Annotated in this window: 10 protein-coding genes and 1 pseudogene; 3 read left to right on the top strand and 8 right to left on the bottom strand. The window is 67.4% G+C overall.

Annotated elements, in window-relative coordinates; all coding sequences use genetic code 11:
* The 5 genes and pseudogenes from ABZT17_RS19445 to ABZT17_RS19425 form a co-directional block, all read right to left on the bottom strand.
* A pseudogene (locus tag ABZT17_RS19445) lies at positions 1-97 on the bottom strand (transaldolase family protein); the annotation flags it as partial.
* Positions 96-533: a hypothetical protein gene (locus tag ABZT17_RS19440; RefSeq protein ID WP_356350507.1), complete on the bottom strand. Its 438-nt coding sequence runs from the start codon at positions 531-533 to the stop codon at positions 96-98. The pseudogene ABZT17_RS19445 and the gene ABZT17_RS19440, both read right to left, overlap by 2 nt.
* A gap of 124 nt (positions 534-657) precedes the next feature.
* The gene (locus ABZT17_RS19435) at positions 658-1,920 is read right to left on the bottom strand and encodes an MFS transporter (protein ID WP_356350505.1); all 1,263 of its coding nucleotides are present in this window, start codon (positions 1,918-1,920) and stop codon (positions 658-660) included.
* 118 nt (positions 1,921-2,038) lie between these two features.
* Positions 2,039-3,121 (bottom strand): inositol-3-phosphate synthase, encoded by a 1,083-nt coding sequence (locus ABZT17_RS19430; RefSeq protein ID WP_356350503.1) that lies wholly within the window; start codon positions 3,119-3,121, stop codon positions 2,039-2,041.
* A 44-nt stretch (positions 3,122-3,165) separates the two neighbouring features.
* Positions 3,166-3,849, bottom strand: a complete 684-nt coding sequence (locus ABZT17_RS19425) for a helix-turn-helix transcriptional regulator (protein WP_356350501.1) — start codon at positions 3,847-3,849, stop codon at positions 3,166-3,168.
* A 353-nt stretch (positions 3,850-4,202) separates the two neighbouring features.
* Here ABZT17_RS19425 and ABZT17_RS19420 point away from each other — a divergent pair, with 353 nt between their 5' ends.
* Positions 4,203-6,857, top strand: a complete 2,655-nt coding sequence (locus ABZT17_RS19420; RefSeq protein ID WP_356350500.1) for a transglycosylase domain-containing protein — start codon at positions 4,203-4,205, stop codon at positions 6,855-6,857.
* A gap of 131 nt (positions 6,858-6,988) precedes the next feature.
* Positions 6,989-8,497, top strand: a complete 1,509-nt coding sequence (locus ABZT17_RS19415; protein ID WP_356350499.1) for a glycosyltransferase 87 family protein — start codon at positions 6,989-6,991, stop codon at positions 8,495-8,497.
* Between the two features lie 101 nt (positions 8,498-8,598).
* On the opposite strand, the gene ABZT17_RS19410 is transcribed toward ABZT17_RS19415, so the two are convergent.
* From ABZT17_RS19410 to ABZT17_RS19400, 3 genes are all read right to left on the bottom strand, one after another.
* The gene (locus ABZT17_RS19410) at positions 8,599-9,630 is read right to left on the bottom strand and encodes an alanine racemase (RefSeq protein WP_356350497.1); all 1,032 of its coding nucleotides are present in this window, start codon (positions 9,628-9,630) and stop codon (positions 8,599-8,601) included.
* 65 nt (positions 9,631-9,695) lie between these two features.
* Positions 9,696-10,817 carry a peptidoglycan bridge formation glycyltransferase FemX gene (femX, locus tag ABZT17_RS19405; RefSeq protein ID WP_356350496.1) on the bottom strand — a complete coding sequence of 374 codons (1,122 nt, stop codon included), beginning with the start codon at positions 10,815-10,817 and terminating at the stop codon, positions 9,696-9,698.
* A gap of 179 nt (positions 10,818-10,996) precedes the next feature.
* Positions 10,997-11,311: a hypothetical protein gene (locus ABZT17_RS19400; protein WP_356350494.1), complete on the bottom strand. Its 315-nt coding sequence runs from the start codon at positions 11,309-11,311 to the stop codon at positions 10,997-10,999.
* Between the two features lie 263 nt (positions 11,312-11,574).
* Here ABZT17_RS19400 and rpsF point away from each other — a divergent pair, with 263 nt between their 5' ends.
* The gene (rpsF, locus tag ABZT17_RS19395; protein WP_007383258.1) at positions 11,575-11,865 is read left to right on the top strand and encodes a 30S ribosomal protein S6; all 291 of its coding nucleotides are present in this window, start codon (positions 11,575-11,577) and stop codon (positions 11,863-11,865) included.
* Positions 11,866-11,904: the final 39 nt, after the last annotated feature.

Genomic DNA, 11,904 nt, shown 5'->3' with positions numbered 1-11,904 from the left:
CCTCGCGGTAGCGCTCCAGCGAGAAGATCAGCGTGACGTTGACGCTGATGCCGAGGCCGATGACCTCGGTGATCGCCGGCAGACCCGCCTTGGTGCTACTTGACTTCCTTCAGGCAGAGCACGACGTCATGGTTGTCGCCGGTCTGGTAGTAGGAGATCGTCGCTTCCTTGACGGCCTCGCACTTGCTGTCGTCGCTGGTGTTGTCGAACTTCTGGACCACCTTGAACTGCGCGTCACTCGAGGAGCAGTCGACGGTCTTCAGATCGGGGCTGCTCTCCGTGCCCTTGTTGTGCATGCAGCTGCCGACGGCGGTCGTCTCCGCGTCGGTCTTCCCCAGGTACCACTTGCCGACGGCGACGAGTATCGCGATGACTATGAAGGCGAGGATGCGCACCACCTTCTTGTTGATCCGTCTGCCCGGAGCCGCCGGCGGAACAGGCGCGTACGGAGCGGAGCCCTGGGGCGGGTACGGGGCGGGCGGCTGCGGCTGGCCCTGTGCGAACGGGTTCTGGCCCTGGGGTGGAGTGGTCACTTGGGGGTCCCCCTAGATGAGTGGGTGAGCAGCGCACATAAGAAGTGCGTAAGACGGAGGTAAGTTACCGGCCGCCACTGACACTGCTGTAACTCAGAGGGAGTCTGTGGCCTTCATGTGACACTTACCGGCGTTCAAAGCGGGCCATAGCCACAGCAACCGCCCCGTAGACAAAGGCCACTGTCACAACCAGCGTGGCCGAACGTCCGTCCGGCGGCAGCATCAGGGCGGCCACCGCGGCGGCCCCGACGAAGGCGATGTTGAACAGGACGTCGTAGACGGAGAAGATCCGGCCGCGGTAGCCGTCGTCCACGGAGGACTGCACCACCGTGTCGGTCGCGATCTTCGCGCCTTGGGTGGTCAGCCCCAGGACGAACGTCGCGGCCAGCATGGGACCGGTGGCGAACGGGAGTCCGAGGACGGGTTCCAACACGGCGGCCGCCGCGGCGCACACGACGATCCAGCGGCCCGGACCGAGCCGCCCCGCGGCCCAGGGCGTCACCACGGCCGCCGCGAAGAAGCCGGCGCCGGATATCCCCAACGCCAGCACCAGCAGCCTCAGTCCTCCCTGCGTGGTCGAGGAGAGGGCATAGCGGCACAGCATCAGCAGCATCACCAGCAGGGCGCCGTAGCAGAACCGCATCAGCGTCATCGCGGCGAGCGCCCAGGCGGCCTCGCGGCGTGGCGGTGCGGCGAGATGCCGAACGGCCGCAGCCAGATCGCGTGCCGTGCCGGCGAGCGCCGTGGACAGGCGGGGCTGGACCAACTCGGGGTCAGGACCCAGCTGCTCCCGCCCCAGACGAAGGGACGCGAGGCCCGCGCACAGGTACAGCAGGGCACCCAGCAGTACGACGGCGGCGTCGGAGTCCGCCACCAGCAGCCGTACGACGAAGGCGAGGCCGCCGCCCGCGGTCGCGGCGAGCGTACCGGCGGTCGGGGAAAGGGAGTTGGCCATCACGAGGCGCTCGGCGTCGACCACGCGCGGGAGGGCGGCCGACAGGCCGGCGAGGACGAAACGGTTGACGGCGGTGACGCTCAGCGCGGAGACGTAGAAGAGCCAGTCCGGGACATGACTGAGGATCAGCAGGGCGGTCGCGGACGCCATCAGGGCGCGCAGGAGGTTGCCGTAGAGGAAGACCTGGCGGCGGCGCCAGCGGTCCAGGAGGACGCCCGCGAAGGGGCCCACGAGGGAGTACGGCAGGAGCAGGACGGCCATGGCGGAGGCGATCGCGGCCGCGGAGGTCTGTTTCTCCGGCGAGAAGACGACATAGGCGGCGAGCGCGACCTGGTAGACGCCGTCGGCGCCCTGAGAGAGCAGCCGTACGGCGAGCAGGCGTCGGAAGTTCCTGAAGCGCAGGAGGACGCGCAGGTCACGGACGACGGCCATGGAGCACAGCCTCACATACGGGCAGGGTCCCCGGGTGACGACCCGGGGACCCTCAGAGCCCTGGCAGGAGCGATTTTCGGTGCGTCGGTGCGTTGTTCGGCGCGCCGTGTGCGTCGCGCTAGCGCGCGACCTCTCCCTTGATGAACTTCTCGACGTTCTCGCGGGCCTCGTCGTCGAAGTACTGGACCGGCGGGGACTTCATGAAGTAGCTGGAGGCCGACAGGATCGGGCCGCCGATGCCGCGGTCCTTGGCGATCTTCGCGGCGCGCAGGGCGTCGATGATGACACCCGCCGAGTTCGGGGAGTCCCAGACCTCGAGCTTGTACTCCAGGTTCAGCGGGACGTCACCGAAGGCGCGGCCCTCGAGGCGGACGTAGGCCCACTTGCGGTCGTCGAGCCAGGCGACGTAGTCGGACGGGCCGATGTGCACGTTCTTCTCGCCGAGGTCCCGGTCGCGGATCTGGGAGGTGACGGCCTGGGTCTTGGAGATCTTCTTGGACTCGAGGCGGTCGCGCTCGAGCATGTTCTTGAAGTCCATGTTGCCGCCGACGTTCAGCTGCATCGTGCGGTCCAGGATGACGCCGCGGTCCTCGAACAGCTTCGCCATGACGCGGTGCGTGATGGTGGCGCCGACCTGGGACTTGATGTCGTCGCCGACGATCGGGACACCCGCCTCGGTGAACTTGTCGGCCCACTCCTTGGTGCCGGCGATGAAGACCGGGAGGGCGTTGACGAAGGCGACCTTGGCGTCGATGGCGCACTGGGCGTAGAACTTCGCCGCGTCCTCGGAACCCACGGGCAGGTAGCAGACGAGCACGTCGACCTGCCTGTCCTTGAGGATCTGGACGACGTCGACCGGGGCCTCGGCGGACTCCTCGATGGTCTCGCGGTAGTACTTGCCGAGGCCGTCGAGGGTGTGACCGCGCTGGACGGTGACGCCGGTGTGCGGGACGTCGGCGATCTTGATGGTGTTGTTCTCGGAGGCGCCGATGGCGTCCGCGAGGTCGAGGCCGACCTTCTTGGCGTCGACGTCGAACGCGGCCACGAACTCCACGTCGCCCACGTGGTAGTCACCGAACTGAACGTGCATCAGGCCGGGGACCTTGGACGCCGGATCGGCGTCCTTGTAGTACTCGACTCCCTGCACCAGCGACGCGGCGCAGTTGCCCACGCCGACGACGGCTACGCGAACCGAACCCATTCCGGTTGCTCCCTGTGTGTACGAGTGAGGCCCCGACTGGGCTCTCACGTGGCGGTGTCGTCGGGCGTATCCGGCCCGGGGGTGTCCCCGGGCCGGGGCAGGACGCCCGGCGCTCCATTGGTGGTGTCGTGCTGAGCGGACCCCCCGGAGGTGGGACCACGGAGGTCCCGTCCGGCCCGCTCGCTCTCGATGAGCTCGTTCAGCCAGCGCACTTCGCGCTCCACGGACTCCATCCCGTGGCGCTGGAGCTCAAGCGTGTAGTCGTCGAGTCGCTCCCGGGTGCGCGCGAAGGAGGTGCGCATCTTGTCGAGACGCTCCTCCAGCCGGCTGCGGCGCCCTTCCAGTACGCGGACGCGCACATCGCGCGACGTCTGCCCGAAGAAGGCGAAACGGGCGGCGAAGTGCTCGTCCTCGTAGGCGTCCGGACCGGTCTGCGAGAGCAGCTCCTCGAAGTGCTCCTTGCCCTCCGCCGTCAACCTGTAGACGATCTTGGCGCGACGCCCTGCGAGTGGTGCGGCGAGGGCGTCCTCGGGAGCGTTCCCCGGCTCCTCGATCAACCAGCCGCTCGCGACCAGCGTCTTGAGGCAGGGGTACAGCGTCCCGTAGCTGAAGGCCCGGAACACACCCAGTGAGGTGTTGAGCCGTTTGCGCAGCTCATAGCCGTGCATCGGGGACTCGCGGAGCAGGCCGAGGACGGCGAATTCAAGGATCCCGGACCGCCGACTCATCCCTTCGCCTCCTCGTCTCTATCTCGCTCCGATGTATCGACTCGATACATCAAGACGATAGAACGGCCTTCCGGGTGCGACAAGTGGGGAGACGGTGAACGGGATCACATCACTTATTCATCCGAGGCAAGTTGCCTGATTTGGGGTGAACTTCGGGGCTCGGTGGGTTTTGACGGTGCGTAGTCTGTGCGCCATGCACACCACCGGGGACCGAGTGACGCAGGGGGGCGTCGTGGGCCCGGGTGCCGTACGGATGAATGAGCGATCGACCGCATCCGTACTTCGGGGGGACCGGAAACCAGCTGCCGTTTCCAGGCGCGCAAAGGCGCGCCTGCCCGAGGAGTAGTCGTTCGATGAGCGAGCACCGTCGCAAACCGCCGCAGCCGCAGGAAGGCGGACGTGCCGCGGCCCGACGCGGCCAGTCCGGCTCGTCCTCCGGCCGCCGCGCGGCACCGCGGGGCGCCACCGGGTCCCCGGCCGATTACGGGTTCGGCCAGCCGGCCGACGAGGAGCGCCAGTACGGCGGCCGTGCCGAGGCCCGCCGCGCGGCTCAGAGAAGCACTGGAGGCAGCCGTCGCAGAGCGCCGGAGCCCGGCCCCGGAGGTCGACGCGGCGCGCCCCCACGCGGGCGAGGGCAGTCGGCCGGTCCCGCCAACAAGCGGATCATCGACTATCCGCGTGCGGGAAAGTTCGGCTTCGCACGCTGGGTGCCCTCGTGGAAGCTGGTGACCGGACTCTTCATCGGGTTCTTCGGCAGCATGGTGGCCGTGGCGGGCATCGCCTACGCGATGGTGGACGTTCCGGATATCGCGAAGACGGCGCAGGCGCAGAACAACGTCTTCTACTGGGCCGACAGAAGCGAGATGGTCGCCACGGGCGGTGAGACGAACCGCCAGATCGTGAACCTCTCGCAGATCCCGAAGGAGATGCAGTACGCCGTCATCTCGCAGGAGAACAAGACCTTCGAGACCGACAGCGGCATCGACCCCAAGGGCATCGCCCGCGCCCTGTTCAACATGGCCAGGGGCGGTCAGACACAGGGCGGCTCCACCATCACCCAGCAGTTCGTGAAGAACGCGATGCTGGACGACCAGTCCCAGACCATCTCGCGCAAGTTCAAGGAGATCTTCGTCTCGATCAAGGTGGGTTCCACCATGAAGAAGGACAAGATCATGGAGGGCTACCTGAACTCCGCGTACTACGGTCGCGGTGCCTACGGCATCCAGGCGGCCGCTCGCGCGTACTTCAACGTGGACGCCGTGGACCTGGATCCGGGCCAGTGCGCCTTCCTGGCGGCAATGCTCAAGGGCGCCACGTACTACGACCCGGCGGGCGCGACGTCCATCGACCCGGCGGCCACCCCGGAGGCCAACAGCCGGCGGGCGCTGGCCCAGATGCAGAACACGCTCGACAAGATGGTCTCGTACGGCCATCTGGACGCCGCGAAGCGAGCGCAGTACACCACGCTCCCCAAGTGGCAGAACCCGCGGTCCAACAGTGACCTCAGGGGGCAGACGGGCTACCTCGTCGACCTCGCCAAGGCCTACCTGATCAACAACAAGATCCTCACCGCCGACCAGCTGCAGCAGGGCGGCTACTCGATCTACACGACCTTCGACAAGAAGAAGGTCGCTGAGCTCGAGAAATCGGTCGAGAACGTCCAGAAGGCCAACATCAAGCCCAAGCAGCGCCCCAAGACGGACACCCACGTCCAGTTCGGCGCCGCCTCCGTGGAGCCGTCCACCGGGGCCATCAAGGCCATCTACGGCGGTGAGGACGCCACCAAGCACTTCACCAACAACGCCGACGTCACCGGTGCCCAGATCGGTTCGACCATGAAGCCGTTCGTGCTCGCGGCGGCGATGCAGTGGGGTGTGCGCGATCCCTCGGGCGGCAGCGAACAGCCGCAGGACGAGCGCAAGCAGGTCTCCCCGAAGAGCCTGTACAGCGGCAAGAACAAGCTCAAGATCAAGGAGTACGACGGAACGGTCTGGAAGAACGAGAAGGGCCAGGAGTGGCTGCAGACCAACGACGGCAACGAGTCGTACGGCAGTCCGCCGAACTACGACATCGATCTGCGTGAGGCGATGCGTGAGTCGGTGAACTCCGCCTATGTGCAGCTCGGCATGAATGTCGGCCTGGACAAGGTCAAGGACGCCGCGGTGGCCGCCGGCCTCAAGCAGGACAGTCTGGCCGGTACCAACTACCCGTCCTTCTCCATCGGTATCTCCGACCCGAGCGCGATCCGCATGGCAGGGGCCTACGGCACCTTCGCGGCCAGCGGCGAGCAGCGTGATCCGTACTCCGTCCAGTCGGTCAACAGCAAGGACGGCACGGTCTACACGCACAAGGACCAGCCCACCGAGGCGTTCACGCCGAAGGTCGCCGACAACGTCACCGATGTCCTGAGGACCGTGGTCGAGAAGGGCACGGGTACCAACGCCCAGCTGCCCGGCCGTGAGGTGGCCGGCAAGACCGGTACCACCGACGGCAACAAGTCCGCCTGGTTCGTGGGCTACACCCCGCAGCTGTCGACGTCGATCACGATGTTCCGCTACGACGACGACGAGTCCAAGAAGAACCGCACGTTTCTCAAGATGTACGGAACGGGCGGTCAGGAGAAGATCCACGGCGCCTCGTTCCCGGCCGAGATCTGGCACGACTACATGGCTCAGGCGCTGAACGGCCAGCCGGCGAAGGACTTCCCGACGCCGGAGCCCATCGGTGAGATCGTCAACGACGTGCCGAGTCCGACCCCGACTCCGACGCCCAGCGAGACGCTGACCAGTCCGACGCCCAGTCCGACGCCCAGCGAGACGCTGACCAGCCCGAGTCCCTCGGCGAGTGAGACCTGCCGGTTCAGCTGGCAGTGCACCACCACCGGCGGCACGGACACCGGAGGAACGGATGGCGGTGTGACGTCCTCGCCGACGGCCACCGACACGTCCGGCACGGGCAACAGCAGAGGCAACGGCAACGGAGGTCTCTTCGGAGGTTCCGGCGGATAGCCGCCAAAGCTCCCGGCACGGGTGTTTCACGTGAAACATGCACATGTTTCACGTGAAACAGGGGCCGCCGCACCTGAGAGGGTGAGGCGGCCCTCGGCGTATTCCTAGGCATGTACGGCAGGATGTTCCCCATGCCCAGCGCAGAATCGACGCAAGCGAGCGTGCACGAGCAGGACCCCGTGCTTCCGACCGACGAGGATCCGGTCGCGCGGTCCGGCAGCGAGCTGATCGGCGGTCCCCTCGGGCGGCGTGCCCTGCTGGGGACGTCCTGGTGGACGCCCGTCCGGGTCGTCGCGCTCGTCGCGATCGGGATGTTCGCCCTCGGGATGATCCAGAAGGCTCCCTGCTACAACAGTGCCTGGTTCTTCGGCGCCAGCTCGCAGTACACGAAGGCCTGCTACTCCGACATCCCGCACCTCTACCAGGGACGCGGTTTCGCCGACGGGCTCGTGCCCTACTTCGACAAGCTCCCCGGTGACATGCCCTACCTCGAATACCCGGTGCTCACCGGTGTGTTCATGGAGGTGGCCGCCTGGCTCACCCCGGGCAGCGGCAGCATCCAGCACCAGGAACAGTGGTACTGGATGGTCAATGCCGGGATGCTGATGGTCTGTGCGGTCGTCATCGCGGTCTGTGTGGCCCGTACGCACGCCCGCCGGCCCTGGGACGGTCTGCTGGTCGCCCTGGCGCCCGCCTTCGCGCTGACCGCCACCATCAACTGGGACCTGCTGGCGGTCGCTCTGACGGCCGCCGCGATGCTGATGTGGGCCCGGAGCCGACCTCTCGCCTTCGGGGTCCTCCTGGGGCTCGCCACGGCCGCCAAGCTCTATCCCATGTTTCTCCTGTGGCCGCTGCTCCTGTTGTGCTGGCGCGCGGGCAAATGGCGGGACTTCGGCAGAGCCCTGACGGGGGCGGTCGTCTCCTGGCTCGTAGTGAACCTGCCGGTGATGTTCTTCGCCTGGGACGGCTGGGTGCAGTTCTACAAGTTCAGCCACGACCGGGGCGTGGACTTCGGCTCCTTCTGGCTGATCATGGCCCAGAACACCACGAACCCGCTGACCACCGACACGGTCAACAACCTGGCCATGGCCCTGGTGGTGCTGTGCTGCGTGGGCATCGCCGTGCTCACGATGACCGCCCCGCGCCGCCCCCGCTTCGCCCAGCTCGCCTTCCTGATCATCGCGGCGTTCATCCTGACCAACAAGGTCTACTCGCCGCAGTACGTCCTGTGGCTGGTACCGCTCGCCGTGCTGGCGCGGCCCAAGTGGCGGGACTTCCTGATCTGGCAGGCCTGCGAGGTCACGTACTTCCTGGGCATCTGGATGTATCTCGCGTACACGACCAGCGGTGACGCCCACAAGGGACTGCCGCAGGACGGCTATCACTGGGCGATCGGTGTGCACCTGCTGGGGACGCTGTACCTGTGCGTCGTCATCGTGCGCGACATCCTCATGCCGGACCGGGACCCGGTGCGCAGGGCGGGCGACGACGATCCGTCAGGAGGCGTGCTGGACGGCGCGGAAGACGTCTTCGTCGTCGGCGCCGCAGCCCATCCGCCGCGGCACGCGGCCCACTTCGAGGGACCTCAGGTGGAGTGGGGCAACAGCGGAACGCCGTCCTCCACGGACCGTTCGCTCTGAGCGAACACCTCTCGGGGGGTCCCTGAACAGACATGAAGGCCCACGCGAAGGGGCCGTACACGGACGTTCGTGTACGGCCCCTTCGCTGTCTGCCCGGTCGCTCAGCGGTCGACGATCCGGTCGAACTGCGTGGTGGTGTGGCGCAGATGGGCCACCAGCTCCTCGCCCACCTTCGGCTCGGGTGCGTCGGCCGGTACGAAAAGGATCGAGACCTGCATGTGCGGCGGCTCCGCGAACCAGCGCTGCTTGCCGCCCCAGACGAAGGGAGAAAGGTTCCGGTTGACGGTGGCGAGGCCGGCCCGGGCGACGCCCTTGGCGCGCGGCATGACGCCGTGCAGCGCCTTCGGGGCCTCCAGGCCCACCCCGTGCGACGTACCGCCCGCCACGACCACCAGGAAGCCGTCAGAGGCCGCCTTCTGCTGGCGGTAGCCGAAGCGGTCGCCCTTGGCGACGTGGGTGACGTCCAGGACCGCCCCGCGGTACTCGGTGGCCTCGTGGTCCCCCAGCCACAGCCGGGTGCCGATACGGGCGCGGAAGCGGGTCTGCGGGAACTGCTGCTGGAGCCGGTGGAGTTCGTCCGCCTTGAGGTGGCTGACGAACATCGTGTGCAACGGCAGGCGGGCCGCACGCAGGTGGTCCATCCAGCCGATGACCTCCTCGACGGCGTCCGAGCCGTCCGTGCGGTCCAGCGGCAGATGGATGGCGAAGCCCTCGAGGCGGACGTTCTCTATGGCGGCGTGCAGCTGCGGGAGGTCCTGGGCGCTGATGCCGTGCCGCTTCATCGAGGACATCACCTCGATGACCACGCGGGCCCCCACGAGGCCGTACACGCCGTCGATGGACGACACCGAGCGGATGACACGGTCGGGCAGCGGGACGGGCTCCTCGCCACGCCGGTACGGCGTCAGCACCAGGAGGTCGCCGCCGAAGAAGTCCTTGATGCGCGCGGCCTCGTAGGTCGTGCCGACGGCGAGGATGTCGGAGCCCAGCCGCGTGGCCTCCTCCGCGAGTCGCTCGTGCCCGAAGCCGTAGCCGTTGCCCTTGCAGACCGGGACGAGCCCCGGGAACTGGTCCTGCACGTGCTTGTGGTGCGCACGCCAGCGCGCGGTGTCGACGTAGAGCGTGAGCGCCATGGCCGGACCTGGAACCTTTCTCGTGGCTGCGGTGTATCAGAGGTATGGAATCACTGAACGTGACGTCAGCGGCGCGACATGTAGATGTCGAGCGCCTTGTGGAGCAGCTTGTTGAGCGGGAAGTCCCACTCGCCGAGGTACTCGGCGGCCTGGCCGCCCGTGCCCACCTTGAACTGGATCAGGCCGAAGAGGTGGTCGGTCTCGTCCAGCGAGTCGGAGATGCCGCGCAGGTCGTAGACGGTCGCGCCCAGCGCGTACGCGTCGCGCAGCATCCGCCACTGCATCGCGTTCGAGGGCCGGACCTCACGGCCGATGTTGTCGGAGGCGCCGTAGGAGTACCAGACGTGCCCGCCGACGATCAGCATCGTCGCCGCCGACAGGTTCACGCCGTTGTGCCGGGCGAAGTACAGCCGCATGCGGTTGGGGTCCTCGGTGTTGAGGGCCGTCCACATGCGCTGGAAGTACGACAGCGGGCGGGGCCGGAAGTGGTCGCGCACCGCGGTGATCTCGTACAGCCGCTGCCACTCGTCCAGGTCCTGGTAACCGCCCTGGACGACCTCGACGCCGGCCTTCTCGGCCTTCTTGATGTTGCGCCGCCACAGCTGGTTGAAGTTCTTGTGGACCTCTTCGAGCGAGCGGTTGGCGAGCGGCACCTGGTAGACGTAGCGGGGCTGGACGTCGCCGAAGCCGGCGCCGCCGTCCTCGCCCTGCTGCCAGCCCATCCGGCGCAGCTTGTCCGCGACCTCGAAGGCACGCGGCTCGATGAAGTCGGCCTCGATGTCACGCAGCCGCTTCACATCAGGGTTCTGGATGCCCGCCTTGATGGAGGTCGCCTCCCAGCGCCGGATGATGACCGGCGGGCCCATCTTCACGGAGAAGGCGCCCTGGTGCTTGAGGTGCGCGAGCATCGGTTCCAGCCACTCGGTCAGATTCGGCGCGAACCAGTTGATGACCGGGCCCTCGGGCAGATAGGCCAAGTAGCGCTTGATCTTGGGGAGTTGGCGGTAGAGGACCAGGCCCGCCCCGACCAGCTCGCCGGTCCGCTCGTCGAACCAGCCGAGGCTCTCGGAGCGCCACTCCGCCTTGACGTCCGCCCAGGCCGGAACCTGCATGTGGCTCGCCGACGGCAGGCTCTGGATGTACGCCAGATGCTGCTCGCGGCTGATCGTCCTCAGGGTCAGGCTCATTCGGGGCGCTCCTCGGGCTGGTGTGTCCCCATGGGTACAGGGGCTCCGGCTCTCGCGCCGAAGCCTACTGCGCCTTGCGAGCGCCCCGACTGGGCGTACGGCGCCCGCGCCCCGGCGAATGGGCCGCCGAGGCGTTGCGTGGTCCTGTATGTGAGGTTCGGGAGAGGGTGTCCCTGGCGTCAGCTGATGACCCCGCCGAAGAGGCCGCCGTGCGCCATGCCGAGGAAGAAGCCGACTCCGGAGGCGCCGAGGCCCAGGATGAGGCCGAAGCGTTCGCGGGTCGTCTCCGAGATCCACTGCCCGTACGCGCCGGTGAGGATCCCCACCAGGCCGGTCCAGGAGCTGAGCAGGTGCAGGTGGTGGAAGAAGCCGGTCACGAACGCCACCAGGCCGAGCACCAGGGTCACCGCGAGCAGTGTGTCCTGGACGGGATGGGGCTTGCCGTCCGTGGCGAACAGGCCTCCGACGGTGTTGGGTCGCAATGCTTGTGCCATGGGGCACCTCCTGCGAAAGGCGGCGCATCGTAGCGCCATACACACCCGATGTGTACAGATTGACGGTCACCCCGGCCTGATTTCAACCGGAAGCCGGTGTGCGGGTACTCTGTACCGTCTGCAGCGGTGTCTGCCCAGGCCAGCTCGGGCGAACCGCGAGGTCAGCCCGATTGTCAGTGGCGGCCGATACCGTTGCGTACGCATCACAACCCTCCTGCCACGGAACGACCGTGGCCGCTGAGTCCAAAGGAGGTGGGTTCCACATGCGTCACTACGAGGTGATGGTCATCCTCGACCCCGATCTGGAGGAGCGCGCCGTCGCCCCCCTGATCGAGAACTTCCTCTCCGTCGTCCGTGAGGGCAACGGAAAGGTCGAGAAGGTCGACACCTGGGGCCGTCGTCGGCTCTCGTACGAGATCAAGAAGAAGCCCGAGGGCATCTACTCGGTCATCGACCTGCAGGCCGAGCCTGCGGTCGTCAAGGAGCTCGACCGCCAGCTGAACCTGAACGAGTCGGTCCTCCGGACCAAGGTCCTCCGCCCCGAGACCCACTGAGCTCTCCCGCTCAGCTGATCTCGGGATCCGAGTAGCAGC

The organism is Streptomyces sp. NPDC005648 (genome assembly GCF_040605395.1).
In the GTDB taxonomy this organism is placed as follows: Bacteria; Actinomycetota; Actinomycetes; order Streptomycetales; family Streptomycetaceae; genus Streptomyces.
This window is presented reverse-complemented; position numbering and strand designations above follow the sequence as displayed.